The organism is Bacillus vallismortis, from assembly GCF_004116955.1.
In the GTDB taxonomy this organism is placed as follows: domain Bacteria; phylum Bacillota; class Bacilli; order Bacillales; family Bacillaceae; genus Bacillus; species Bacillus vallismortis.
Genome location: NZ_CP026362.1, coordinates 1605361 through 1628379, shown reverse-complemented (window position 1 = coordinate 1628379; position 23019 = coordinate 1605361). Strand labels below are relative to the sequence as shown.

Sequence of the window (23019 nt, the reverse complement as noted above, 5' to 3'; positions counted from 1 at the left end):
TTTGAAACTTTTCCCATCCTCATTCGTAATTAAAAGAAAATTAAATGGAGGTAAGTAACTACAATGGGGAGAGGAAGATCAATTCAAAAAGCACTTATAAAGGTAAATGGAACTTTAAAATCGATTTATGCAAGAGATGTCACAAAAATAATGAAGGATAGAAGCCAAGTTTTTTATTGTCCAAATACAAATTGTAACGCTAAATTAAGTCATAATAAGGGTTGTGGTAAGAATCCTAAACCATATTTCTTTTTGCGGAGACTACCAAACGGTGAACCAAACAACCATATAAATGGTTGTAGTTATCTAATTCCTGATGAATATGTGGATGTAATTGAAGTAAATGAAAAAAGGACAAAATACGATGAGGTAAAGTGGGTTGTGCCACTAGAAGAAGAGCAAACTTATTTTAATAATAGGGGGACTTCTAATACTGTAATTTCCAATCATGCCGCTGTAACTGTAAATAAGTCAATAAAGGAACATACTAAACCTTATATTCAAAAGCTTATTAGCGTGAGATCTTTCTTTACTTTGAAAAAAGAACTTGCTGCATATGATAAGGAGATTCAAAGAAAGATATATGGAGAATTGAAAGATCAGTGTGTTCTTTACTGGATACAGGATCGAGGGAAATTAATTAATGATATTGAAAATGAAAAACTTGGTCATGCTTTTTATTTGTTAGGTTATCTATGGATGTCAGAGTGGCGACATCTTAAATTGGCTAACCCTTATTTTCTTTTAAGAGATGCAAACAAAGGCATTATAAAATGTTATATTGGGAAAAAAACTGTGAAAAGTGATGTTGGGAGTATAACCTGGGAATTAAAAAAGCAAATTGAAGCAGGCACTTCTGAAAAAAGATCTGTTCTTGTTGGTGTTAAAGCAACTGCGATTGGAAAGGAGACTATCGAAACTTTTGATGGTGAAGCAGTTGTTCCTACTATTAAAATTTATGAAATAGGCACAGAATTTTACTGAAAAGAGCATTGAACTAAATGCTCTTTTTCATACCGCATCGCCGACACTCGCGCAAGAAAATTCCACTCTTCACAGAGCTTTTGAATAAAGTGTAATCACAATTGTCGCAGCGGCCGTATTTTACATCAGGATACTCTTTGTAATCATAAACGATAGTAGTATCATACCCGTTTGTTTCATATTTCTCTTCCACAAGATCACCCACATAATTTATTCAACATATTTAAGAATAGCAAATTTCGTTCGATATAGGGAGGGAACAAATGATTGGATTAGCTTATTTTTTAATTATCTGGCTTGGAGTTGGATTGTTGACTGGCACTAAGTTTATTTTTGTTGATCAGGTCTATGATAAAGAGTTTAAAGAACTCATGGAAAAAGAAACAGCAGCAGGCATGGAAAGGAATTTGGCCAGCCTCTTTTTCAAAAATAAGCTTAATGTGATTGCCTTTTTCATGTTAATTGGTTTACTGCCATTAGCTATGAGGATTATAAAATTATTTAAAAGAGGTTGATTTATGCCTTTGATTGATTATTTTTATGTACTGCAGTTTGAAAACAAGGAATATTTCAAATCATTTAAGTTAGATGAGGACGGTTATTTGACATCTAGCGACCTCCACGGAGCTTCTAAATTACAAACAATGTATGAAGTCATTGAGGTAGCAAGTGAGCTTAAAACAAAGTGTAATGTTCAATGTGAGGTAAGAGAAATTCAAGTCGTAAAGCGTTAGGAGTGTTCAAGTGTACTGGATAGAGTGGATTGAGGATGAGAAAAAGAAAAGCATTGTTGCAGAAGGTTGGATTGAATGGGCTACCATACTTGAAGACCTGTATCAAAATCGGTTTGAGTACGTTGAATGGAAGCGGCTTTGAAAAGGGGTGAAATTATTGTCCAGCTTTTAAGGGATTGTGCTATCAATTAAAGGGCAATTATTTGAAGCCCTAACAGATTTCTTTAATCCAGGTATTGCATGGCTTATGGGGACTTTAGCTGACCTTCTAGTATACTTAACTTGAAGTTAAGAAGCACAGAAATACAGGTATTTATAGTGGGTCAAGTACCGCGTTAAGTATATAATGGGTGCAAGAATTTTATATTTTCCATCTGGGTAGTCAATGTTAATTGGGTTCAAGCTAAACAAAAAAATGAGAGAGGAACACTAATAGAGCGGATCTGAGGAGAACGTGTAAATTGAAAGTAAATCAAACTTCAACTTCTTATCAAAAAGATACTGATTCATTTAGAGAATTTATTAAGTATAATATAAACTCGATTAAGAGGACATTGATTGAAACAGAGCAATTATTAAACAGAGTAGGTTTTTTGAAGCTTTTTGTACTTTTTTCTGTATCATTATCATGGATTACCTATGTAATTTATTTTGAGCATGTTGGCAATTTTATACTGAGAATATCCCAAGGGAATATCTTAATAGCAAATTTGGTGTTGCCTGTATTTCAGACGTTTCCCTTGCTTCTAAGTTTTATCTATGTTTTTAAAGGCAATTACCGAGCTTTATTCTTTAAAGTGAAATTTTCAAGAATATTGATTTATATAATTTTGGGAGTATTAACGGAGATTATACTATCGGTAAACATAGGTCTCTTACTAAAAGGAATAAAGCCAAGTGCAAATCCTGCAGTTGAGGATCCAATCGGTATTACTTTTTATAGTTTATCGATTAGTCTTATGGCAGAGCAAATTCTGTTCTTTTCTGTGTATTACTTTTTCTTTTTATTGTTTTTAAAACTGAAACTTAACAATAAAATTGTAGTAATAATATCTTTAATCCCTGCAATTTTAATTTTTGGCCTAGCGCATTTGGCAGTATATAACGGTAATGTTCTTCAATGCGTTTTTTTAATCGGCTTACCTTTTACATTAATGCAAATTCTTTTGTTTTCCCGGTCAGGTAACTTTTTTATTGGATACATAGTGCATCTGGTGTTTGATATTACTATACTATTAATCGCTAAATTAACGTAGTTGTTTTTATGGTAATCTGCATTGTTAATTGGTACAACGTTTTAAAAATTAAAAATGAAGGTGAAAAGTATGAGCAATAACAAAAGTCAAGCAATTGAAAAAATTCTTTCTTTTATTGAATCAAATGAACAAGTTGCTTTAATAACTGGAACAAATATGTTTAAGAAACATGAACTTGTGTTTAAAACCATAACTGAGAATTTTGTTGGATCAAGAATTTTACTTAGAACTAGCAGCTTAGATAATGCTAAGGAGTTTATGAAGGCAACTGGAACTTTAAAAACAGGAGTCCCTTATAATTTGAACGGAAGTACAGTTTATATTGACACTGTTACTAGAAGCACATGGGATAAGACACCAAGTGATTTGGATTTTGCAATTATTTACCCTCTTATGCCTCTGACAAAACAGAAGCTTAGAGAAGAATTATTGAAGGATATTACTTTCTTCAAAAATGTTAAAAAAATATTATTAGTGAGTTCGCAAGATACATTTGATATGTCTTGGGCAGATGATTTTATCAAAACAAAGATCATTTATGATGTTTTAGAAGAGGATCCTGATTATCATTATAGAGTCTTAGAAGATTTAAAAAGGTATAATTTAAAATAGCAGAAGAGGTTATAAAATGATTGAAAAAATGTTGCATGATAATTTACGTATTTGTTTTCCAAACAAAAAAATTTTTATTTCTAGAGACCATAATTTCGCTTTTGCAGCTTGGGAAATAGGAAGATTAAGGGGATACATACAACCTGGGGCATCCCTAATTCATATTGATTCGCATTTAGATTATTGTGACAATCCAATAGATGTTTCGAATATAAAAGAGGAAAGTCAGGCAGTTGAAATCGCTAACCAATTAGATATTGTAGAATTTATAATACCAGCACAAAAAAATGGCACATTAAAGGGTTGTTTTACTATTAGCGATGATACGGTATATATTGAACAATCTGAAATTTTTCAAAGAGCATATACATACAATCATTATGAACAAATTTTGAGAGAAAATTGGTACAAGGAAACAGAAGGTACAAGTTTGATTCTTGATTTGGACTTAGATTATTTTAATAAAAACTACTTAGATTATAACTCTAATGCTTTGTTATTATCTAAAGAAGCCATAAGGACTCAATTATTAAACATGAAAGAGAAAATGTGGAATTGGGACATGATAACTGTAGCTTTATCACCAGAATTTTGTGGTGGTGAAAAGGAGTGTGAATATTTACTAAACCTCTTTTTAGATGTGTTCGATTTAAAACTTGAAGATGGAGAGCTATGGTGAATATCAACAAATAATTGTTTTATTCTGATAGTATAAATGGAAAGGGTGTTCTCTTTGGGTCTCATGTGGATAGGAATTGGCTTAGCTGCGTTAGGCTATTTTATTAACGATGGTTTGAAAAACTTCAAAAATCCTAAAGGAAGTTATTCAGACTATCCAACTTTAATTAAGGAGTCTGATTTGCATTACCACCTTGGTTTAAGTAAAGCGGAGGTTAAAGAGTTACTGGAAAAATTCCCTGGTGCTCCAAAGGTAGAATTGAAAGGAACAGTCTATTATCCTTATCAGCAATTTTTGCAGTGGATGTCATCGCTTGATTATACAAATAGTTGAATATTTGAGGAGAATAGTTATGACTACAGATCATATAACAATAGAGCGGCTTAAAATTCTGGAAAAAGAAAACGAGGCATTTAAGACGCTTTTGCTTGAGTTTATTGGGTATGAAGACGAATGGTTACTGACTAGACCAGGGTTAAAAAAGAATTACAAAAAAGACTATTTAATTGAACATATTCAATACCAAAGAAAGCTTATAAGGGAGCTTTACAACAAGTTAGATGATAAAGCACAAGAAGAACTTAAAATAAGGGTGGAAAGCTGTATTTGGCCAATTATGCACAATGAGGGTTAATCCTCATTGTGTCTTGATAAAATAAGAATTTTAAAGAGAATACAAATACAAAAAATATGTATAAATTCATTGACTCGTAATGTGATCTATAGTATTATTAAGTTAACCAATAAAGACAACAAAAAGAAATGAGGGGAAATAATGGATTTAATAAGGATAGCTATGAAGAAAGACTTGGAAAATGACAACTCTTTAATGAATAAATGGGCAACAGTAGCTGGCCTTAAAAACCCAAATCCTCTTTATGACTTCTTAAACCATAATGGGAAAACTTTTAATGAATTTTCTTCAATAGTCAACATTGTTAAGAGTCAGTATCCAGACCGTGAATATGAATTAATGAAAGATTACTGTTTAAACCTAGATGTTAAGACAAAAGCAGCAAGAAGTGCTTTGGAGTACGCCGATGCAAATATGTTTTTTGAAATAGAGGATGCTTTAATAGAATCAATGATTTCTTGTAGCAATATGAAAAGTAAAGAATATGGAAAAGTGTATAAAATACATAGAGAACTGTCTAACTTTGATATTACTGAATTTGAGGCAGTGAAAAGGCTCGGTAAATTAAATATTAAAACACCTGAAATGAATTCTTTCTCAAGACTCTTGCTGCTTTATCATTATTTAAGCACTGGTAACTTTTCTCCGATGGCCCAACTTATAAAACAAATTGACCTTAGTGAGATTTCTGAGAACATGTACATTAGAAATACATATCAAACAAGAGTTCATGTTCTAATGTCTAATATAAAGCTAAATGAAAATTCATTAGAGGAGTGCAGAGAGTACTCTAGAATGGCATTGGAAAGTACAAATATCCTGAGATTTCAGGTTTTCAGCTACTTAACAATTGGCAACTCTCTATTATTTTCGAATTATGAATTGGCTCAAGAAAACTTTTTAAAAGGGCTAAGCGTTTCTGTTCAAAATGAAAATTACAACATGATTTTCCAGCAGGCTTTGTGCTTCTTAAATAATGTATGGCGCAAAGAAAATAAGTGGATTAATTTTGAATCTGAGTCAATTATGGATTTGCAGGAGCAAGCTCATTGTTTTATCAACTTTAATGAAAATTCCAAAGCAAAAAAAGTTTTGGATAAATTATATCTTTTACGTCATAACGATAATGAGCTTGCAATGCATCATTATTTGAAAGGGAGACTCGAACAAAATAAAGCATGTTTCTATTCTTCAATCGAGTATTTTAAAAAGTCTAATGACAAATTCCTTATTAGACTGCCGTTGTTGGAACTGCAAAAAATGGGTGAAAATCAAAAACTTTTAGATTTACTTTTACTTTAAAGGAGGTGAGACGATGAAAAAACTTATTATGGCTTTAGTTATCTTGGGCGCACTGGGCACTTCTTACATAAGCGCAGATTCTTCAAACCAACAAGCTTCAGGTGATTATGAAGTAGCTGGAATGCCACGTGGAGCATAAAATCCATTGACACATAAAGTTATTAGTATTATTATTTACTTAATTAAATTAACCAGAAAAGGAAGACGTTTGGCTCTTTTGAGCTAAGCGTCTTTTGTAGTTTTAAGGCCATCACTTAAATATTAAGGTTTTATAACATCTAGTGATCAACTTCAAGTACATACAACCTAATTTAAAATGAAATGCATTACAAAACAGCACATTTGCAAAAAAAATTGCGTAGAATGTGCTATTTGTCGTTAAAAAAATCTTTACTTCCCTTATGTAATGCATTACAATTGCTATAGATGTAAAAGATAAAAAATATGTATATAGGAGGTTGGTGGTATGTCCGCAATTAGTTACTTAAAAAACAGTATGACAGTGCATAAAACCATTTACCAAAAGAAAGTTGAAAGCTTAGTTAAAAATGATTTATTCTTTCATGAAAAAAGCATTGAAAAGTCAAAAATAATGAAGAATGAAAATGTTAGAAAACAACTAACTAAAGGATACATGAAATTGCTAAGTGAATACAAGGAGGATTAGTTATGCATGTTGTAGAACTTAGGTCTACAAATCATAAAGATATTGATTCCGATTTTGTTTTAAATGCAAAACAAACTTACATAGAGAGTGTACTAAACATAAGAAAAATGATTGTTAATGCAAATACTGAAGATGATCTACATGGTGCAAAAATAGAGATAGCAGCATTATTAAATGATCTAAATAAAGTATTATTAGGTGGGGATGGACTAAAAAGAAGCATTGAAAATAATCCTCATTTTAGATCCCTAATACATTTTGCTAAGAATTTAAAAAGACACATAGCAATTGAATTTGAAGAGTTTATTTATAAACCATAACATACTCGCACTTCAATCTATACATAAAAAATAGGAGGTCGGCATGTCAGAGCGAATAAAACAGCTAATGGTCAAACGTGGCATCACAATAGAGGAATTATCGAGGGAGACAATGATTAATATTCAGAGTTTAAACAAAATCATTGAAATGCCAGATGAATCAGATGTTACAGCCATAAAGCTTATCGCTCTGGTGTTGAATGTCTCTATTGATGAATTATTAGAGGGGAAAGGAGGAGAAGATTGTGCAAAATAAAGTAAAACAATTAAAAAATTATGCAGTTTACGATGATATCGAGGGCTTTTTAATCAATAAAGATATAAGAAGTAGCTCAGGGAATTCTAACTATATGATCCCTTCATCAACTATAAGAGTGTCTAACACCAGAAAGAATTATGAAGGGGATATTAAGCAGTTCTTTAGTGTGATTAAAGGGAAAGATGTCAAAAGTTTAGTTCCCGATGATTTAGTTGTAAGTAAAAGCGAATTAAGCAACTATGTTAAGTATCTGCAGGAAAAAGGATTAGTTAATAATAGTATTAACAGAAAAATGACCTCCCTGAAAATGCTCTATACATATTTAGAGCATGATTATAAAGACTATATTGACTTGTCTGTGTTTAACACTGTTGAAAGACTTAAAACAGTAACTAAAAACTGGGATAAAACAACACAAACAGAAGCGGAAAGAATTGCCCAGGATATGTATATAAATGAAAGGCAAAAGCCTTTAATGAAAAAGCTGTTTGTTAAATTCGCCATCAGAACATCTTTTCGTGTAAGTGCCATTTTGCGTGTAAGATGGAAAGACATAACACTAGATGAAAGTACAGGCCATTATTTAGTAACAGTTATTGATAAAGGATCTCAGGTTGTGTCTACAGGCATTAACCAGGTATTTTATGAGGAATTGTTGCAGCTGAAGGAAGAGGATGTCAGCGAAACTGAATTGGTTTTTCAGGGACTTTCGGAACAATCTTTGCGACACTCATTGAAAAGGTCGAAAAAAAGGTTAGGTATACCTCCTGAAAGAGAATTAGTCTTACACTCATTTAAGGGTGTAGGAATTGACTATGTCTATGAGGATTCTGGACATGATTTACTTGCAGCAAAAGAACAAGGAAATCATAAAAACACATTAACAACAGAGAGATACATGAGCAGAAAGATTAACATAGCGAACTCTGCTGGTGTAACAATGGATGAAAAAATCGACTTAAATCCACTATATGAAGCAACTGAAGAGGATTTTATTAGCTTTTTTGAAAACACTGATCTTGTTACATTAAAAAAATTTATAAAGCATGTAAATGAGCGAAAAACAATTATTTCGGAATGATTACTCAGTTCAAATGATAATTCTTCTTGATTAACCAGATTGCCTTTGGTAACTTTAAATTTAGCAACATGACATGAGGTGAAAGGCTATATGACAGTGATCTTTGATCAGTCTGCAAATGAGAAACTGCTTTCAGAAATGAAAGACGTTATCTCAAAAAATAAGCACATAAGATCTTTTATTAACGATATTCAATTAGAGATGGCTAAAAATAAAATTACCCCAGGAACAACGCAAAAATTAATTTACGATATAGAAAATCCAGAAGTCGAAATTTCTAAAGAGTATATGTACTTTTTAGCCAAGTCACTGTACTCAGTTCTTGAAAGTGAAAGGTTTAACCCACGAAATTACTTTACAGAAACGGATATGAAAGAAATTGAAACGTTATGGGAAGGATCTGTGGAGGAAGATATAAAATTTCCGTATACAATTAAACAAGTTGTAAAGTATTCTGATGATAATTATTTCTTCCCAATTACGGCTAAAGAGTTATTTATGTTATTTGAAAATAAATTATTGCACTATAATCCTAATGCTCAAAGAACAAACAAAACAAAAAAACTAGAGGGTTCTGATATTGAGATACCTGTACCGCAGCTCAATAAACAATCTGTTGAGGAAATAAAAGAACTGTTCTTAGAGGGGAAATTAATTAAATCAGTTTTTACCTTTAATGCACGTGTAGGAAGTGCAAGTAGTGGTGAAGAATTAATATATGATGAAGACAGTATGTCACTTACAGTGACTGAAGACACCATTTTAGACGTTTTAGACGGGTATCACCGGCTAATAGGTATTACTATGGCTATAAGACAGCATCCTGAGCTAGATCATTTGTTTGAAGAAACCTTTAAAGTGGACATTTATAATTACACTCAAAAAAGAGCGAGAGAGCATTTTGGTCAACAAAATACAATAAATCCAGTGAAAAAATCTAAAGTGGCTGAGATGAGCCAAAATGTTTATTCTAATAAAATAGTTAAGTTTATTCAGGATAATAGCATAATTGGTGATTATGTAAAGACAAATGGAGACTGGATAAATCAGAATCAGAACTTGCTTATAACTTTCTCTGACTTCAAAAAGGCAATTGAAAGAAGCTATTCTAAAAAAGATTTTTCTACTCAGGCAGACATATTAAAAACCGCAAGATACCTTACATCCTTTTTTGATGCGTTAGCTACACAATATGTGGATGAATTCTTAGGTGATATAGCAAAAGAAAGGAAGAGAAGTTTTGTAAACAACTACTTGTTCTTTAACGGATATGTTGTATTAGCTAAGAAGTTGCAAATAGATGGGGTAAGTCTGGATGATTTGGAAAGTAAGATTACTGATGTTTTAAGCTCTATAAACTTTAGTAAGAAGAATAAGTTGTGGGATGAATTAGGTGTAGTAGACAAGAATGGAAATGCTAAATCACCACAAAAGATATGGAATTTCTTTAACAATTTAAAAATAGATGAGTAATTACTTAGGAGTTGTTTGCTGCAATGTTCAATAGTGAGATTAAGGAAAAATATTTAGATACCTTATCTGAGGGTATGGTTATGCAGATGAGGCCTATTTTTGCAAAGGCAGAGATTACTGAGACTTTATATAATAAAGACATATATGACTTCACATCAATGCAAATTTTAGAGCTAATACGATCATTCGATCAAACCACTATCGGCAGTGTTCGAAGAACCTTAGCATTATTGTCATTATATATTGATTGGGCAATTTCATATAAGTTAAGTAAAGGATTAACCAATTTAGCAAGAACTATTTCTGAAGAAGAGCTTTATGAATGTCTCGGGGATAAAAAATTATATATTACTTATAGCGAATTAGAGGAAATGGAAAATCAATTAGTTAATTATCAATCTAAGGCTGTGTTAAGACTATTGTTTGAAGGGGTTTCAGGTTTAGCTCATTCTGAATTGCTAAGTTTAACGAAGAAGCAAGTTGAGGATGCAATGCTTAACGGTAACGTTTTAACTCTTTATGATTCAAAACACGGTGAACGGAAGTTAAAAGTAAGTAGTGAATGTCTTGTTATTGCCTTAAATGCTGCTCAGGAAACTAAATATAAATTAAAGAATGGGAAGGCAAAAGGCCAAACAAAAGAAGTCTTTTTAGTTGAAAATGATTATGTAGTTAAAACAAAAAGAACGTCCAACAAAGGAGACGGCCAAGCAAGCAAATTTGTCATTACTAATTTAATTACTGATATATCTGAGTTCTTTAAAATTAACTTTTTAACACCAAACACTATTGTTAGATCTGGTCATTTGTATAGAGCATATCAACTTTATAAAGAGAAAGGGGTTATTGATAACTCTGTAAGGTATCAGATTATTGATGACTTTAATTTAAGAGTAAAATCCAAATATCGAGCAGTTTATTCAATGCAAGATTATATTAATGAGGAAGAAGTTAATAAATATTACGCAGAAGAACTAGGTCTAAAAGAGACCACAATTTAAATATGAAATCCATTTGACTATATTCGTTAAATGGATTTTTCTTTTATCTCGAAGAATTGTGAAAAAATTCTCATTTCGACAAAAATAGACAAAATAATCACTTTAAATGCATGTTTAAATGTAGTAAGATGGTCATGTAAACCATATGGTTTACTTAGGAGGAGACCAAGACCAAAGTCTTAGTCGTTTCAATGCCTTTCAACCTTGAATTCATAGAGGTCTTCGACATTACAATCTAATGCAGCAGCAATTCTTTTTGCAGTTCGAATAGACATATCTACTTTAACTAATCGATTATAGTCGCTCAGCTGCTGTTTCTTAATCCCAGTTATTTCTGAAAGTTCATTGATTGTAATGTCTTTCTTTCTACATAGTTCAGGTATCAAGCATTGCCCGATCTCAACTTTAATCATAATCGGACATCCTCCTGCGTTCTGTTATGGAAAGACATAATACATATCATATCATATGAAGCTGATAAATAACCACTAGCATAACACCTACTTTCTATGTATAATGATTATACAAAACAGAACGCGCGTTCCCTTAACGCCATAAGGGTTTATCACAGAAAATTGAACATAGGAGAATGAGGATGGCAGGTTATTTAAACAATATTGCACTTAATCTGGAGATTGTACTTAAAAACAAAGCAGATAGTCCAGAAGTCTCGGGAACATTGGTCACCAGGATTTGTGAAAATTTACTCTTATCTAAAGAAGTTTCGTTTTTAAAAGCTGATGGATCAGTTGAAAGTTTTAAATTAAATGATATGGAATATGAAATAACAAATACAGAAGAATTGCCTGAGTAAAAATAAAAAAAAGAAAGACTCCGTTAAACATAATGTAATAATCAGCAGCAAGAGGAGAATGAAGGTATTGTTTTGAATATATTTGTTGATCAAGATAATTACAAAGAGGTTAGTCTAAGACTTACAAAAAAATTGCTGACTTCAGAACATTATCAATTCCTACTTGGTTTCAAGGGAGAGAAATTAGATATTACAATTTCAGTTACACCTCAAAGCCTCGTTAAGCTTAGGGATGACATCAATGAATTGATCTTTATGTTCTCAGACTAAAATTAGATTCGGTCACATAAATTGGCCGGATCTAATTGACAGATATTAATTGATGGGTTATAGTTTATACAAATACAAATACAAATAATATGTATATAGGAGTTGGTAAAGAGGGCTATGTTGCTTGAGGAAAAGCTCGAAAAATTAATGAAAACACTTTTGCAATTAAAAGCATACAAAGAAGAAGAAAATTTACGAAGGGTAATCGGAGAATTTCATTCAATAATTGATTATGCTTACGAAGGGATGTATATAGCTGAAGATATGTTAAGAGAAGAAGAGAGTGAGAGTAAAGAAGTAGGTACATATTGAATGGTGAATTTTCAATCTAACAAAATTAAAATTAGTGAATAAAATGTAAGTTTTATTCAGGGTTAAATTGGAGGGGAATATCACTTGGAATTATCATTAGATGAATTGAAGCTCTATCTTAAACCATTAGTGTTTTTCGGTGAGTTAAAACTTGAAATCAGTGATTATGAAGAAGGTAAGAAAATTGAAGTGCTGGATCATGATGAAGGGTCTTTAATTAATTTAGAAAGCCAAACGATTAACGAAAATTATGTGTGTACTACATGTAATTGTACTTTATATACCGATGAAAATAATGAAGTATGTTTCATAGAGCATCCGTATGGTGCAATCACAGCTGTAAATAAAGATCAAGTGATTCATTTAACTAAGCTAATTGGAGCAATCATAAATACGGATGAGGAGGAGTATTGATGAACACAGCATACAGAGTTTGGGACGGTGAGCAGATGTATTATGGGGATGATGAGGGGCTGAGCCTTATTATCTCAGGAGAAGATTGGGGGTTGTACCGCAATTTCGGGGCTTTTATCCGTATTGCGTCTAGCAAACAAAAAAACTCGGCTCTCATGTGGGGCATAGGGTTGAAGGATAAGAATGAAAAAATGATCTATGACAAGGATATCGATATGACAGACAACGAGCCGATGATTGTTGCACGTGTAAACGGGAACTCGGGTCTTAGATATCCCAATGATCCCGACTATTATATTGATGATTGTGTACATTGGGGAGAGTGTAACATCGGCGGGAACGTGTTTGAAAATCCTGAGTTATTGGAGGGCGCGGAGTGAATCCTGAAGAAAAGAACGAATTGAAGTTCCGAATGATTACGCCAGAGGGAAAGGAATTTCCGGTTAACTCTTCACCCATTGAAAATTGGGATAATGCTATTTGGAGAGCATTTGATGAACAGAAACAGGTTTTCGATGCAGAGATTAAAAAGGCATTTGAACACTTTAACGTATCACTGGAAGAAGCAATTGAACGGGTGGAATTAGCCATAGATAAGGACGACAACACTATTCTGACAATAGACAAACGACCGGTTTTAATCTCATATAAACCTGAATTTTTATATTCGGAAGGAAAAGCAGTGCAGAGATTCAAACGACTTTATGAGGAGGACGCTGAATGAAGGAATTTCATTTGCACAAATATCCCGTGACATCAGTTGAAGGGAATGAGTATGCCGTCAGCGTTTATAACGATAGACACTCAAAAGGTTTTGTCAAAGTATCTTTATATAAAAAGGTACGCGGTTTTTTCAGGAAAGAAAAATTCAAGTGTCTTACAAGAGAAGGAGACTTCGCTCCGAGTTATTTCGAAGTAAAGTGGGATTACGATTACATACAGATGGCAATCAATGAAGTCATTATCTATGAAAACTCTATAAAGGAGCAAATTAAACATGAAAATAAACAAAAGGCTGCAATAGAGAAATTCGAAGCGTGGAGTGGCCAGGAGGGATAACTGTTATTGGAGGTTAATGTGAAAACAAACCAAAGAGAAAAATTCATCCGAAATGGTATCCCATATGATGAACTTGATACACAAATGATTAATTTAATTAATATTTTAAATTTCAAAATTGGATTAAAAACACGCCACTGTTGTTTTGGGCATAAACCATACGAAGAAATTCAAGATGTTTGAAGACGAAGTGAACATAAAAGAAGATCAGATTCTAGAATTAGCAGAACTAGCGGGTAGGGAATGGAAAGGGCTACAGTTAAGCTTTAGCAAATGGGCAAGATTTTCTCCATTGATGTTTAATTGGTCATTGGTGTTATCGAAGAGATTCAGAAACCCAGAAGATCCAAATAAATACCGTTATCTAAGATCAGTTGAAGAATTCTTTGAGAGCTATGCTGCAAAGAAGTGATAAAAGATGCATTTTAAAGTGAATTAGATGAAGTAAAGGAGATGAACAGATGGAAGCGTTACAACCAAATCAATATTTTGAAATGATTAAATCAAAGAAAAATAAGATTACAGACAAAGAACTTCAAAGATATTACGACAATTGCTTGGTGTTACTCAATAAGTATAAGCAAACCAATCAAATTAAAGCTGCAAAGAAACTGATATTCCATTTAGAATCAATTGAAAAAGAACGGGAGATTGTAAAGCTTGGCATTGATACGTTTGTTTATCGAGATGACATTGAAGAATACATAGATAACATTGCAAAAGATACAGTCAAAATTATTGAGCTTGAAAATTACGAACGTGAAATCCCTGATGAGGTAATCATTAAATACAACAAAGTGAAAGACAAATTGGATCGGTTTTATGTTGTGTTTACAGATTATACGGGGAAGGTTGAAAGGCAGATCGAAAAAGAACGGAGAGATAAGGATCCAATTTTATTCGGTACTTTTCAAGATGAGTTGAGTGGCACTCTGATTGAACGTTTTTATTTCATAGGCGACTGGGAAGATGAATATTGTGATCTCACTTTAGATAAGATGATTTCCGAAGTACAGGAAGCAAAAGAATCCAATATTGCAATGACCATCAATACACCCCAAGATATCGAGCAATTGAAGAAGCAGTTAAACAACATGGACAAGATAGCAAATGGGTTTAGGATGAATAATCCCAGATTTACAGTGGTTAACGAAAAGAAAAATTGGTTTAAAAAGCTGTTCAAAAGGGCGAAGTGATGAAAAGAACAGTTGACCTTACTGTAAATAGAGAGTTCATGAAGATTGGAAGTAACCAAAGCAAGTCATTATTGCAAAGGTACTTAAAGAAGCGAATATACCCCTGGAGTGTAGAAGCAGAAGTAAGACAGAACGACCTTTATAGTAACGGCTTATTGTTAACTGGCAACGGCTTTGAAAGAGAAAAACAAAAGGAGTCAGCAGCCTTTGAAAAGACGTGTCATTGTTGCGGTAAGTGGGACTCATTCCATATGACAATAACTAAATCAACTCTGTGTAAAAGTTGCGAAGAAATGCTTGATCACAGTGTTGTGGGCAATGTCCCTTGGAGAAGGCAGTTTGGATAAAAGTAAAAATTAGAAAGGTTGATAGAAAATGAGAACATTAGTGTTATTAAGAGGGTGCCCAGGAGTGGGGAAATCAACTTGGATCAAGGAAAATGGACTTGAGCAATACACTCTTTCTGCAGACAACATTAGACTGCTGTTTCAGTCACCTGTGTTAAACAAAAGTGGAAAATATGAAATCTCTCCAAAACACGACAACAAGGTGTGGGATTTATTACTAAAGTTGCTTGAAGATAGGATGGATCGCGGTGAATTCACAATTATCGATGCAACTCATTCAAAGCAAAGCATGATTTCAAGATATAAGCCACTAGCTCAAAAATATAGATACCGTGTATATGTAATTGATTTTTCTGATGTTGATGTTCGGAGAATCTTAAAAAGAAATAAAATGAGGGCCGAACATAAGCATGTTCCTGAAAGCAGTATTCTAAATATTTATGAAAGAATGACAACTGAAAAAGTGCCATCTTGGGTAACTGTTCTAAAACCAGATGAGTTCGAAAACACGATGACTTATAAGCCGAGATGTTTTGACGATTATAAAAAGATACATATTTTCGGAGATGTTCATGGCTGCAATACTGTGCTTCAAGAGTACTTAAACGATGATTTGAATGAAAATGAACTATACATCTTTGTAGGAGATCTTATCGACAGAGGTACTGAAAATGCACAGCTGTTAGAATTCATGATCAAAATTAAAGATTATAAAAATGTGATTATTCTCGAAGGAAATCATGATAGATATATCAATATGTATGGGAATGATGAAGAAACACCTAGCAGCACATTTAACAACAAAACTAAGCCAGAAATTGAACAATCCAACATTGATAAAAAAGATATTAGACAGTTGGCCAGAAAGTTTCATCAGTTAGCTTACTTTACATATAAAAACACTACATACATTGTAACCCATGGTGGAGTTTCAACCGTACCAGAAAATCTTTTGATGACTGCAACAACACAATTCATCAATGGAGTTGGAGATTATTCAGACGATATTGATTATGAATTTGCAAATAATACTGCAGGTCAAAATGTTGTACAGATTCATGGACATAGAAACATGTACCGTTTGCCTGTGTTAGCAGCAGATAGATCATATAACCTGGAAGGGCAAGTGGAAAGAGGAGGACATCTTAGAGTCGTTACACTGTCTGAGAACGGAATTGAAACGCATGAAGTGAAGAATAAAGTCTTTAAACAAATTTCAAGTGAAGTACCGAGTAACAGTGCAACTGTTGGAACAATTGATGAATTGATTTCCCACTTACGTGGTCATGAATATGTGCAAGAGAATAAAATGCCAAACAATATCTCTTCTTTTAATTTTACAAAGCAAGCATTTAGAAAGAAAAAGTGGGATGAAACAAATATTAAGGCAAGGGGATTGTTTATTAACACTGAGAGCAATGAAATTGTAAGCAGAAGCTATGATAAGTTCTTTAACATTGGGGAACGGTCTGAAACAAGAATGCATCATCTCGTAGATACAATGAAGTTTCCAGTAACAGTCTTCGATAAGGCGAATGGATATTTAGGAACTGTAGGGTATGACTCTTTGTCAGATCAGTTGGTATTCACTTCTAAATCCTTTACGTCTCAATTATCAAATGAACATGCGAAATGGGTTGAAGAACTGTTTTTCAAGTCCTTTGATGAAATGAAGGTAAATATCATTAAAGATTATCTGAAGCTAAATAATGTTTCATTCGTTTTCGAAGTAATACTTACAGAAAAAGATCCACATATCATTGAATACAATCAAGACAAACTAGTCCTCTTAGACATAGTAAAAAGACAGATGAAATATGAAAAACTCCCTTACAGTGAAGTGAGAGCTACTGCAGAGTGTTTATCCATTGAGTGCAAAAAACAAGTTGCGGAGTTTAGTAATTGGACAGATTTCTATAGATGGTATCTGGACGTGTCACAAGATTTTTCAATTGAGGAAGAGGGTTATGTAATTGAAGATGCTGCCGGCTTCATGACAAAACTTAAGCTCCCTTACTATAACTTTTGGAAACAAATGAGGGGATTAAAGCATAAGATCAGCAACAAGCATGAGCATATGGTTAACACAGGAAGCCTTTACACTCCTTTGCATAATAGATTTTTTGCATGGGCTAAGACAAAGGACAGAGGATATCTAAAATCAACCTCCATTATTAAATTGAGAAACGATTTCGAAAAAGAAACTTTGGCATTGGAAACTAAATGATTTTTAGATAAAAGTAAAATTTTATTGGAAAAGAAAGGAGAGAATTTTTTTGACACATTACAAGTACATTTGCAGAACTGGCTGTGGCCGTACCACTACCATTGATAAATTTTATAAGAGACAGAGGGCGTTTTGTGGAATATGCGGGAGTCGTTCAACAATGGAGTACATCTGCGAGGTTGAACTTAAAGAGGGTTCCTTAGACTTAGGATTAAAAAGATTAAGCACTTTTCAAAGCAACTTGAAAGATTAGCGAGTTTTAATCCAGCAGACGGTGAAGAAACTTTAAAGGAATGAGGGTTTAGACAAGTGGGTCTGTCAAGCATTCTTACACTAAATAAAAAGACTGTTTTAACGGAAATGAGAGGTGAACAGTTAATGAAATTAAGGATAATGAAATGTTCAGATGCAAGCTACTGGTACAAAGATAAGATAGGTATGTATTACGATGTATTAAATAAAGGCGGGATAGCTCACAGTGTACAACATGATTCAAACACTCCTTTATCAAAAGCTGCAGTTCTTAAAGAAGATGCCATTATTTTTGAAGATGAAAAGCTTGATAAGGTTCAGCAGTTGTTTAGAAAACTAGATGATCAGCTAAAAAAGATTTGTTTATAGGATGGTGAAAATGCATCATGGCAATTGATTTTGCAAAGCTAAATGATCCAGAATGGAAAAAGCAGTGGGCTGATGAAAGAAAAGAACGTGAGCGGCTTTTAGAAGAACAAGAAACACTGAGAAAGAAAACAGTTTGCTTCACAGGGCACAGACCAAATAAATTGGGTGGTTATGACATGAAAAATCCCACAATGCTCAAACTCAAAGGTAAGCTGCTTGAAGTAATTGAAGAGTTAATCATAAAAGAAGAGAAGTCCAGGTTTATAACTGGAGGAGCGTTAGGAACTGATCAGGCTGCTTGCTGGTGTGTACATATTCTCAAAAAGAAATACCGTCATATCAAAAACATAATTCCTACACCTTTCAAGAAACAAGATAAAGTATGGTCTGCAAATCAAAAAATGTGGTATAAACGTATGATTGATGTAGCAGATGAGATTATTAATGTTGAAGAATTAGATAAATATAAAGTTAGTGGAGATGAACCAGGAGAGTTTTCGCCGGCTAAGATGCAAAAACGAAATGAATACATGATTGATAACAGTGAAGCAATAGTAGCTGTTTATGACGGAAGTAAAAGTGGGACAAGGAACTGTCTGAATTACGCAAGGAAAACATACTTAGGACATCAAATTTGGAGGTTGCATCCAAAATGTGATTTTGAATTAGATATATCATATACACCTTAATAACCCAGCGGGAGGTAATAAAGCATTGAATCCTTTTAACTACAGATCTGAACAGAGAGGACATGAGCAATACTATGGGGGTTATTGTAATCAAGTGAGAAACCTTGGTTTAAAACCTATCCCATTTCACAGGTTTCAGGACTTTTTAAGGGAAAGCTACAATTCAACAAGAACAAAGAAGGAAAGGATGAGATTTCTAATTAAGATCACAGAATCACAATAAAAGGATTATTTTATTCAGAACGGAGGACAAGAGGATAGGCTACATTAAATACATAATTGAAACAGCTTGGTTTAACTTAGTTTGGTTTAAATGGCACCTAGGAGCGGACATAAGCGTATTTGATGGCTGCGGATGGAATACATATAAATGTTTAAAGAGTAAAAATAAAATAAGTGGAGGTTATGGAGATGATAAAGAGGAATCTGCTTAGCAACCAAGTTGATGAGATTATCGGAGAATATTACGCTGCTAAAGGATATTCAGTGCAGAGTATTGATCGCCAAGAAAATGGTCAACTAATTGTTGTTACGCAGCGAGTAACAGAGGAAAGGGAACCAGAGAAAGTTGATTTAGCATTTGATTTCATACATAAAAGACCGCATAGAAAGAAATATCTTGCTTAAAGGGGATGAGAAATTGGACAGAATGAAAGAGCTTATTAGAAAACATCTGAGTCTGAAGAAGATGTTAGAAGCCAACGAAAGAGAGATACTTGAGGAGAAACGCAAAATAAGAACTCAAAAATTTTCTCGAAAGTTGATCGAAAGACAGAAAGAAAAAGCATTAGTCTAGGTGAAGGGGTTAAATTAATGAATACATATGTAGTCGATAACAGTAAATTTAGATGCATTTATGCGGGATCCGAAAAAGAGGCAGCTTTTAATGATGAATTTGAATATGGAACAAGAGTAAGGGTTTGGTTCAAAGGGCATCACATAAAAACGTTTGAGAAAGAACAAAGAGAAGCCTGTGGAGTAGGAGAATGGATTCTGAAGTATGATGCTGCAACTGAATTGCAAAAGGAAGTAGATCGTTTGGAAAAGACCTATTTCAAGAAGAAAGAGTTGTTAGACACTATTAGACAAGCTGATGGAGTCGGAAGGGAAATCAATGAATAAAAGAAATCAATACTCAATTACAGTGGGTGTTAATGGAGGAGAATATAATCAGGAGTTTGTTATTTTAGCTGATTCGCTAAGTAAAGTTGGGCGAGATAAGATAATTGCTGATGGTGTGACAATTCAATTTAATGACCAGATTCTTGAATTGGATAGTAATAAAGAAGATTCGAATGATTATTATAAGGGTCAAACATTAACTGTTAAAGAAGATTGCCTAAATAACTTCTGGAAAGGCGGAACCGTTACTGTTGAAGATGTAGATGTACATAGAGGCATATTAATAGACGGTGTCGTTTACTTAGAAAAACAAGTGGTAGATAAGTAATTTTCAAGAGAAGAGGAATGACATGTACAGGAAGATTTTCGATACGGTTAACGTTATTGATGGGCAATCAAAAGTAACTGATTGGTTACATAAATTAATGCTTGAAGATGAAAATTCACTATACAAAATCGATATTAAAGTTTCTAAAAGGAGGGTTTCTGAACAAGGAGAGGTGTATAGAGAGGAAGGAGAATGCATAGAGAACGCAGATCTTCGAACTTTACCAATTGGGACAAAATTCTTTGTGCAAAACGGTTGTTGGAAGGGTGAAATTGTTTCGGTGAATGAAAAGAAACATTTATATATGCCACAGATTGGAGAGATGAAGGAAATTAAAGTGGGAGCAACTGGGTTGAATATAGAGATTGAATAAAAGATAGTTTTTAAACAAAATCTAAAAGGAGGTTGCTGTTCGTGTCTTTATTTTACCAAGACACCAGTCGGACAAAAATGCTTCCAACATAACATCACCTCCAACTTTAATAATAGCATATAACCATTGTTTACAAAGGTTTAAAAGTGTTAGGGGGAAAAGAATTGACTAAACAAGAACGAGAAGATTATTTAAACAGGCTTGCTGATCACGGATTAACAGAAGAAGAGGATGATGCAATGACAAATATTATGGACGATTTAAGACTGGATTGGTGATCCAATTAGAGCGAAAATAAAATATTTTTTTAAAGAAAGTAACTAAATGATCCATGTACTAAATATTCATTAATTTTTAATTACTTGGCACTAAGGAGTTATGTAACGGAGAGATTATACTCTCCAGGATTCGAAGGAAGGTATGCGGAGTTTCCCGTGCTTAGTCTTAAATCTGTGCTTAACCTTACATAATATAGGCTCAATAAATACATACTGATCAGATTCAGAATTTACTTGTTTCATAGAGTGGAACTTACTTCGTTCCGCATTCGGCATGAATTCCATAAATCCAGCTGCAGTTCCATCAGGATAAGACAGAAGGAATTTAATATCGTTCTTCGTGTAGCCGGTTATGAGAACTTCAGTGTAATCATAATTAATCACTTTAAGCCAATTATGCGAACGTTTATTGATCTCATAAGGGGAGTTAGCTTTCTTGATTACGATTCCCTCTAAATTCTTTTCTTTGGCCAGGTTGAAGTAAGCAAGACCGTTACCTTGAGTTCCCTCTATAACAAAGACATTAGGATGATCCAGTTCAAGTGAATTCAGAACTGTCTTACGCTCAGTGAGTGGCTTAGCTGCAATTGATTGACCGTCTTTGTAGATAACATCAAAGACACAGTAAACAATATTATGAGCTGATTTTTTGGACATAAAACGTTCCATTACAGCCTCAAAGTCAGGAGCACCACCTGAGGCAGCTACAATAACTTCGCCATCAAGTACAGTTCCATCTGGGATATCTAAGTCCAAGAGTTCTGGAAACTTGCTTGTTACTTCATTATTGTGGCGAGTGTATAGCTTAATCTGATTATCAAATTTAGAAAGGATGAGTCTAATTCCATCAAACTTCAACTCGGTAATGTAATTCTCGTCATCGAAAAGTTCAGGTTCCTTTATTGAATGTAATAACATTGGCGATACAAACAAAATATCACCTCCTACTTAGAACATAATAGCTAAGCGAAGGTGATATATAAAGCAATATGGCAGTGGTACTTAATGGGATTCAATAAGTTCTGGCGAATTATTTTTAGGTGAATTCACTAAAGAAGAAACCTGGTATGCTTCCATGTCATTGAAATCGTATGGCTGCAGTAAGCTTTGTAGATAATCAGGATCAGTATTATTAGGATTAAGCCATTCCTTTTCGTTCTCATCAGTAAGGATAACTGGCATACGATCATGAATGTCTTCCATAAGCTCATTAGGCTTTGTTGTGATGATTGTGCAAGTGTACAAAGGATTCCCTTCTGGCGTGTTCCACTTTTCATATAAGCCGGCAAAAGCAAAGAGATTAGATGATTTAAGCTTAATCCGTATAGGAATCTTAGTCTTTGGATCAAGGCGTTTCCATTCATAAAAACTGTCAGCGGGTATGATACAACGTTTGCTGACGAGCGGCTTTCGAAAACTTGGTTTCTCAGCCAATGTTTCAGCTCGAGCGTTGATCATTTTATAACCGATCTTTTCGTCTTTAGCCCATGGAGGGACAAGACCCCATCTAAGTTTGCCCAGACGGTTGTTTGATCCGTCGTTGATGATTGTAAGGATGTTTTGTGATGGAGCAACATTATAGCTTGGGTGATATTCATCTTCGGGTAAGAATTGATCTATATTGAATTGCTCAATGATGTCATCAAACTCAGAAAATAAAGTGAACCTGCCACACATGTTCATCATCCTTTAGGGTTTTTGAATATTGTACAGGCTTGATACACGAAAATCAAAAAGGAGGAATGTGATGCAGCAAACAGTTGAGGTTAAAGAAGTTGAAGTGTTGATCAGGGGAATCTGGAGAAAGAAAAAGTTCACTGATATTAAAAAGGGGCAAACTTTTAAGATAGAGGAGAACGGAAGAGCAAAGAAATACATAGCGAGAACAGATCCTTATTGGGATGACATGTATGAGACCTACATAATTGATTTGTTAGATAAAAATAAAATTAGAAGATCTAGATAAA

39 protein-coding genes and 1 pseudogene are annotated in these 23019 nt (G+C 33.6%); 36 read left to right on the top strand and 4 right to left on the bottom strand.

Translation table 11 applies throughout. The features are described from left to right. The first annotated feature begins 63 nt into the window (after nt 1–63). The gene (locus BV11031_RS08905; protein WP_010328083.1) at nt 64–984 is read left to right on the top strand and encodes a hypothetical protein; all 921 of its coding nucleotides are present in this window, start codon (nt 64–66) and stop codon (nt 982–984) included. 13 nt (nt 985–997) lie between these two features. Here BV11031_RS08905 and BV11031_RS08900 read toward each other — a convergent pair whose 3' ends face one another. Beyond that, nucleotides 998–1177, bottom strand: coding sequence for a DUF8096 family protein (locus BV11031_RS08900; protein WP_082246280.1), 180 nt, complete (start codon nt 1175–1177; stop codon nt 998–1000). Nucleotides 1178–1247: 70 nt separating this feature from the next. On the opposite strand from BV11031_RS08900, the gene BV11031_RS08895 reads away from it, so the two are divergent. The 16 genes from BV11031_RS08895 to BV11031_RS08820 all read left to right on the top strand — a co-directional run bounded on the left by BV11031_RS08895 (nt 1248) and on the right by BV11031_RS08820 (nt 11002). After that, nucleotides 1248–1499 (top strand): hypothetical protein, encoded by a 252-nt coding sequence (locus BV11031_RS08895; protein ID WP_010328082.1) that lies wholly within the window; start codon nt 1248–1250, stop codon nt 1497–1499. Between the two features lie 3 nt (nt 1500–1502). Then, nucleotides 1503–1718, top strand: coding sequence for a hypothetical protein (locus BV11031_RS08890; protein WP_010328081.1), 216 nt, complete (start codon nt 1503–1505; stop codon nt 1716–1718). Between the two features lie 10 nt (nt 1719–1728). Then, on the top strand, nt 1729–1860 hold the full coding sequence (locus BV11031_RS08885) for a hypothetical protein (protein ID WP_010328080.1): 132 nt from the start codon (nt 1729–1731) through the stop codon (nt 1858–1860). Nucleotides 1861–2179: 319 nt separating this feature from the next. After that, nucleotides 2180–2974, top strand: coding sequence for a hypothetical protein (locus BV11031_RS08880; RefSeq protein ID WP_010328079.1), 795 nt, complete (start codon nt 2180–2182; stop codon nt 2972–2974). 69 nt (nt 2975–3043) lie between these two features. Next, on the top strand, nt 3044–3586 hold the full coding sequence (locus BV11031_RS08875; RefSeq protein ID WP_129550737.1) for a hypothetical protein: 543 nt from the start codon (nt 3044–3046) through the stop codon (nt 3584–3586). Between the two features lie 16 nt (nt 3587–3602). Further along, entirely contained in the window at nt 3603–4265 is a 663-nt protein-coding gene (locus BV11031_RS08870) for a UPF0489 family protein (RefSeq protein ID WP_129550736.1), read from the top strand. Nucleotides 4266–4328: 63 nt separating this feature from the next. Beyond that, a complete protein-coding gene (locus BV11031_RS08865; protein ID WP_241210301.1) occupies nt 4329–4598 on the top strand; it encodes a DNA-binding protein in 270 nt (89 codons plus the stop codon). A 19-nt stretch (nt 4599–4617) separates the two neighbouring features. Beyond that, on the top strand, nt 4618–4899 hold the full coding sequence (locus BV11031_RS08860) for a hypothetical protein (RefSeq protein ID WP_129550735.1): 282 nt from the start codon (nt 4618–4620) through the stop codon (nt 4897–4899). A 141-nt stretch (nt 4900–5040) separates the two neighbouring features. Beyond that, complete coding sequence (locus BV11031_RS08855; protein ID WP_129550734.1) at nt 5041–6201, top strand: AimR family lysis-lysogeny pheromone receptor; 1161 nt, start codon at nt 5041–5043, stop codon at nt 6199–6201. A gap of 13 nt (nt 6202–6214) precedes the next feature. Beyond that, nucleotides 6215–6340, top strand: a complete 126-nt coding sequence (gene aimP, locus BV11031_RS08850; protein ID WP_010330345.1) for a lysogeny pheromone peptide AimP — start codon at nt 6215–6217, stop codon at nt 6338–6340. A gap of 327 nt (nt 6341–6667) precedes the next feature. Further along, nucleotides 6668–6868, top strand: a complete 201-nt coding sequence (locus BV11031_RS08845; protein WP_010330346.1) for a hypothetical protein — start codon at nt 6668–6670, stop codon at nt 6866–6868. A 2-nt stretch (nt 6869–6870) separates the two neighbouring features. Further along, the gene (locus tag BV11031_RS08840) at nt 6871–7188 is read left to right on the top strand and encodes a hypothetical protein (RefSeq protein WP_010330347.1); all 318 of its coding nucleotides are present in this window, start codon (nt 6871–6873) and stop codon (nt 7186–7188) included. 43 nt (nt 7189–7231) lie between these two features. After that, complete coding sequence (locus BV11031_RS08835; protein ID WP_010330348.1) at nt 7232–7444, top strand: helix-turn-helix domain-containing protein; 213 nt, start codon at nt 7232–7234, stop codon at nt 7442–7444. Continuing rightward, nucleotides 7434–8528 carry a tyrosine-type recombinase/integrase gene (locus BV11031_RS08830; protein WP_129550733.1) on the top strand — a complete coding sequence of 365 codons (1095 nt, stop codon included), beginning with the start codon at nt 7434–7436 and terminating at the stop codon, nt 8526–8528. The genes BV11031_RS08835 and BV11031_RS08830 overlap by 11 nt, the downstream gene beginning before the upstream one ends. Nucleotides 8529–8618: 90 nt before the next feature. Next, nucleotides 8619–10001, top strand: coding sequence for a DNA sulfur modification protein DndB (locus BV11031_RS08825; RefSeq protein WP_010330349.1), 1383 nt, complete (start codon nt 8619–8621; stop codon nt 9999–10001). 23 nt (nt 10002–10024) lie between these two features. Then, on the top strand, nt 10025–11002 hold the full coding sequence (locus BV11031_RS08820; RefSeq protein WP_003231032.1) for a phage lytic cycle repressor MrpR family protein: 978 nt from the start codon (nt 10025–10027) through the stop codon (nt 11000–11002). Between the two features lie 188 nt (nt 11003–11190). Here BV11031_RS08820 and BV11031_RS08815 read toward each other — a convergent pair whose 3' ends face one another. Next, nucleotides 11191–11415 (bottom strand): helix-turn-helix domain-containing protein, encoded by a 225-nt coding sequence (locus BV11031_RS08815; protein WP_004399410.1) that lies wholly within the window; start codon nt 11413–11415, stop codon nt 11191–11193. A 182-nt stretch (nt 11416–11597) separates the two neighbouring features. Here BV11031_RS08815 and BV11031_RS08810 point away from each other — a divergent pair, with 182 nt between their 5' ends. The 18 genes and pseudogenes from BV11031_RS08810 to BV11031_RS08730 all read left to right on the top strand — a co-directional run bounded on the left by BV11031_RS08810 (nt 11598) and on the right by BV11031_RS08730 (nt 20774). After that, entirely contained in the window at nt 11598–11816 is a 219-nt protein-coding gene (locus BV11031_RS08810) for a YopT family protein (protein ID WP_010330350.1), read from the top strand. A 72-nt stretch (nt 11817–11888) separates the two neighbouring features. Next, on the top strand, nt 11889–12086 hold the full coding sequence (locus BV11031_RS08805) for a hypothetical protein (RefSeq protein WP_010330351.1): 198 nt from the start codon (nt 11889–11891) through the stop codon (nt 12084–12086). Between the two features lie 117 nt (nt 12087–12203). Further along, a complete protein-coding gene (locus tag BV11031_RS08800; protein WP_010330352.1) occupies nt 12204–12398 on the top strand; it encodes a hypothetical protein in 195 nt (64 codons plus the stop codon). 84 nt (nt 12399–12482) lie between these two features. After that, a complete protein-coding gene (locus BV11031_RS08795; protein WP_010330353.1) occupies nt 12483–12812 on the top strand; it encodes a hypothetical protein in 330 nt (109 codons plus the stop codon). Then, nucleotides 12812–13192 carry a YopX family protein gene (locus tag BV11031_RS08790; RefSeq protein WP_129550732.1) on the top strand — a complete coding sequence of 127 codons (381 nt, stop codon included), beginning with the start codon at nt 12812–12814 and terminating at the stop codon, nt 13190–13192. Before BV11031_RS08795 ends, BV11031_RS08790 begins: the two co-directional genes overlap by 1 nt. A 32-nt stretch (nt 13193–13224) precedes the next feature. Then, complete coding sequence (locus tag BV11031_RS08785) at nt 13225–13536, top strand: hypothetical protein (protein ID WP_041952587.1); 312 nt, start codon at nt 13225–13227, stop codon at nt 13534–13536. Further along, nucleotides 13533–13871 (top strand): hypothetical protein, encoded by a 339-nt coding sequence (locus BV11031_RS08780; RefSeq protein WP_010330356.1) that lies wholly within the window; start codon nt 13533–13535, stop codon nt 13869–13871. The genes BV11031_RS08785 and BV11031_RS08780 overlap by 4 nt, the downstream gene beginning before the upstream one ends. 6 nt (nt 13872–13877) lie before the next feature. Further along, nucleotides 13878–14283, top strand: a pseudogene (locus BV11031_RS08775) (hypothetical protein). A gap of 49 nt (nt 14284–14332) precedes the next feature. Next, nucleotides 14333–15067 carry a hypothetical protein gene (locus BV11031_RS08770; protein ID WP_010330359.1) on the top strand — a complete coding sequence of 245 codons (735 nt, stop codon included), beginning with the start codon at nt 14333–14335 and terminating at the stop codon, nt 15065–15067. Continuing rightward, a complete protein-coding gene (locus BV11031_RS08765; RefSeq protein WP_010330360.1) occupies nt 15067–15414 on the top strand; it encodes a hypothetical protein in 348 nt (115 codons plus the stop codon). Before BV11031_RS08770 ends, BV11031_RS08765 begins: the two co-directional genes overlap by 1 nt. Nucleotides 15415–15442: 28 nt before the next feature. After that, a complete protein-coding gene (locus BV11031_RS08760; protein ID WP_026014520.1) occupies nt 15443–17641 on the top strand; it encodes an RNA ligase in 2199 nt (732 codons plus the stop codon). Between the two features lie 378 nt (nt 17642–18019). Next, nucleotides 18020–18262 (top strand): hypothetical protein, encoded by a 243-nt coding sequence (locus tag BV11031_RS08755; protein ID WP_128568247.1) that lies wholly within the window; start codon nt 18020–18022, stop codon nt 18260–18262. Nucleotides 18263–18279: 17 nt separating this feature from the next. Continuing rightward, nucleotides 18280–18951, top strand: coding sequence for an SLOG family protein (locus BV11031_RS08750; RefSeq protein ID WP_010330364.1), 672 nt, complete (start codon nt 18280–18282; stop codon nt 18949–18951). 411 nt (nt 18952–19362) lie between these two features. Next, nucleotides 19363–19578: a hypothetical protein gene (locus tag BV11031_RS08745; RefSeq protein ID WP_010330365.1), complete on the top strand. Its 216-nt coding sequence runs from the start codon at nt 19363–19365 to the stop codon at nt 19576–19578. A gap of 13 nt (nt 19579–19591) precedes the next feature. Next, nucleotides 19592–19747 (top strand): URC4/urg3 family protein, encoded by a 156-nt coding sequence (locus tag BV11031_RS22655; RefSeq protein ID WP_164834089.1) that lies wholly within the window; start codon nt 19592–19594, stop codon nt 19745–19747. A 17-nt stretch (nt 19748–19764) separates the two neighbouring features. After that, nucleotides 19765–20073: a hypothetical protein gene (locus BV11031_RS08740; RefSeq protein ID WP_010330366.1), complete on the top strand. Its 309-nt coding sequence runs from the start codon at nt 19765–19767 to the stop codon at nt 20071–20073. Then, complete coding sequence (locus tag BV11031_RS08735) at nt 20066–20401, top strand: hypothetical protein (protein ID WP_010330367.1); 336 nt, start codon at nt 20066–20068, stop codon at nt 20399–20401. The genes BV11031_RS08740 and BV11031_RS08735 overlap by 8 nt, the downstream gene beginning before the upstream one ends. A gap of 22 nt (nt 20402–20423) precedes the next feature. Continuing rightward, the gene (locus tag BV11031_RS08730; protein ID WP_010330368.1) at nt 20424–20774 is read left to right on the top strand and encodes a hypothetical protein; all 351 of its coding nucleotides are present in this window, start codon (nt 20424–20426) and stop codon (nt 20772–20774) included. 392 nt (nt 20775–21166) lie between these two features. Here BV11031_RS08730 and BV11031_RS08725 read toward each other — a convergent pair whose 3' ends face one another. Then, complete coding sequence (locus BV11031_RS08725) at nt 21167–21985, bottom strand: ATP-dependent DNA ligase (RefSeq protein WP_010330369.1); 819 nt, start codon at nt 21983–21985, stop codon at nt 21167–21169. Between the two features lie 69 nt (nt 21986–22054). Next, nucleotides 22055–22729 (bottom strand): SOS response-associated peptidase, encoded by a 675-nt coding sequence (locus BV11031_RS08720; RefSeq protein ID WP_010330370.1) that lies wholly within the window; start codon nt 22727–22729, stop codon nt 22055–22057. Between the two features lie 67 nt (nt 22730–22796). On the opposite strand from BV11031_RS08720, the gene BV11031_RS08715 reads away from it, so the two are divergent. Next, nucleotides 22797–23018 carry a hypothetical protein gene (locus BV11031_RS08715; RefSeq protein ID WP_026014522.1) on the top strand — a complete coding sequence of 74 codons (222 nt, stop codon included), beginning with the start codon at nt 22797–22799 and terminating at the stop codon, nt 23016–23018. Nucleotide 23019: the final 1 nt, after the last annotated feature.

What these genes read in the sequence shown, in the direction of transcription:
- BV11031_RS08905 (WP_010328083.1), top strand. Translation starts at nt 64, where the DNA reads ATGGGGAGAGGAAGATCAATTCAAAAAGCACTTATAAAGGTAAATGGA.
- BV11031_RS08895 (WP_010328082.1), top strand. Translation starts at nt 1,248, where the DNA reads ATGATTGGATTAGCTTATTTTTTAATTATCTGGCTTGGAGTTGGATTG.
- BV11031_RS08890 (WP_010328081.1), top strand. Translation starts at nt 1,503, where the DNA reads ATGCCTTTGATTGATTATTTTTATGTACTGCAGTTTGAAAACAAGGAA.
- BV11031_RS08875 (WP_129550737.1), top strand. Translation starts at nt 3,044, where the DNA reads ATGAGCAATAACAAAAGTCAAGCAATTGAAAAAATTCTTTCTTTTATT.
- BV11031_RS08870 (WP_129550736.1), top strand. Translation starts at nt 3,603, where the DNA reads ATGATTGAAAAAATGTTGCATGATAATTTACGTATTTGTTTTCCAAAC.
- BV11031_RS08865 (WP_241210301.1), top strand. Translation starts at nt 4,329, where the DNA reads ATGTGGATAGGAATTGGCTTAGCTGCGTTAGGCTATTTTATTAACGAT.
- BV11031_RS08860 (WP_129550735.1), top strand. Translation starts at nt 4,618, where the DNA reads ATGACTACAGATCATATAACAATAGAGCGGCTTAAAATTCTGGAAAAA.
- BV11031_RS08855 (WP_129550734.1), top strand. Translation starts at nt 5,041, where the DNA reads ATGGATTTAATAAGGATAGCTATGAAGAAAGACTTGGAAAATGACAAC.
- aimP (WP_010330345.1), top strand. Translation starts at nt 6,215, where the DNA reads ATGAAAAAACTTATTATGGCTTTAGTTATCTTGGGCGCACTGGGCACT.
- BV11031_RS08845 (WP_010330346.1), top strand. Translation starts at nt 6,668, where the DNA reads ATGTCCGCAATTAGTTACTTAAAAAACAGTATGACAGTGCATAAAACC.
- BV11031_RS08840 (WP_010330347.1), top strand. Translation starts at nt 6,871, where the DNA reads ATGCATGTTGTAGAACTTAGGTCTACAAATCATAAAGATATTGATTCC.
- BV11031_RS08835 (WP_010330348.1), top strand. Translation starts at nt 7,232, where the DNA reads ATGTCAGAGCGAATAAAACAGCTAATGGTCAAACGTGGCATCACAATA.
- BV11031_RS08825 (WP_010330349.1), top strand. Translation starts at nt 8,619, where the DNA reads ATGACAGTGATCTTTGATCAGTCTGCAAATGAGAAACTGCTTTCAGAA.
- BV11031_RS08820 (WP_003231032.1), top strand. Translation starts at nt 10,025, where the DNA reads ATGTTCAATAGTGAGATTAAGGAAAAATATTTAGATACCTTATCTGAG.
- BV11031_RS08815 (WP_004399410.1), bottom strand. Translation starts at nt 11,415, where the DNA reads ATGATTAAAGTTGAGATCGGGCAATGCTTGATACCTGAACTATGTAGA.
- BV11031_RS08810 (WP_010330350.1), top strand. Translation starts at nt 11,598, where the DNA reads ATGGCAGGTTATTTAAACAATATTGCACTTAATCTGGAGATTGTACTT.
- BV11031_RS08800 (WP_010330352.1), top strand. Translation starts at nt 12,204, where the DNA reads ATGTTGCTTGAGGAAAAGCTCGAAAAATTAATGAAAACACTTTTGCAA.
- BV11031_RS08790 (WP_129550732.1), top strand. Translation starts at nt 12,812, where the DNA reads ATGAACACAGCATACAGAGTTTGGGACGGTGAGCAGATGTATTATGGG.
- BV11031_RS08785 (WP_041952587.1), top strand. Translation starts at nt 13,225, where the DNA reads ATGATTACGCCAGAGGGAAAGGAATTTCCGGTTAACTCTTCACCCATT.
- BV11031_RS08780 (WP_010330356.1), top strand. Translation starts at nt 13,533, where the DNA reads ATGAAGGAATTTCATTTGCACAAATATCCCGTGACATCAGTTGAAGGG.
- BV11031_RS08770 (WP_010330359.1), top strand. Translation starts at nt 14,333, where the DNA reads ATGGAAGCGTTACAACCAAATCAATATTTTGAAATGATTAAATCAAAG.
- BV11031_RS08765 (WP_010330360.1), top strand. Translation starts at nt 15,067, where the DNA reads ATGAAAAGAACAGTTGACCTTACTGTAAATAGAGAGTTCATGAAGATT.
- BV11031_RS08760 (WP_026014520.1), top strand. Translation starts at nt 15,443, where the DNA reads ATGAGAACATTAGTGTTATTAAGAGGGTGCCCAGGAGTGGGGAAATCA.
- BV11031_RS08755 (WP_128568247.1), top strand. Translation starts at nt 18,020, where the DNA reads ATGAAATTAAGGATAATGAAATGTTCAGATGCAAGCTACTGGTACAAA.
- BV11031_RS08750 (WP_010330364.1), top strand. Translation starts at nt 18,280, where the DNA reads ATGGCAATTGATTTTGCAAAGCTAAATGATCCAGAATGGAAAAAGCAG.
- BV11031_RS08745 (WP_010330365.1), top strand. Translation starts at nt 19,363, where the DNA reads ATGATAAAGAGGAATCTGCTTAGCAACCAAGTTGATGAGATTATCGGA.
- BV11031_RS08740 (WP_010330366.1), top strand. Translation starts at nt 19,765, where the DNA reads ATGAATACATATGTAGTCGATAACAGTAAATTTAGATGCATTTATGCG.
- BV11031_RS08735 (WP_010330367.1), top strand. Translation starts at nt 20,066, where the DNA reads ATGAATAAAAGAAATCAATACTCAATTACAGTGGGTGTTAATGGAGGA.
- BV11031_RS08730 (WP_010330368.1), top strand. Translation starts at nt 20,424, where the DNA reads ATGTACAGGAAGATTTTCGATACGGTTAACGTTATTGATGGGCAATCA.
- BV11031_RS08720 (WP_010330370.1), bottom strand. Translation starts at nt 22,729, where the DNA reads ATGTGTGGCAGGTTCACTTTATTTTCTGAGTTTGATGACATCATTGAG.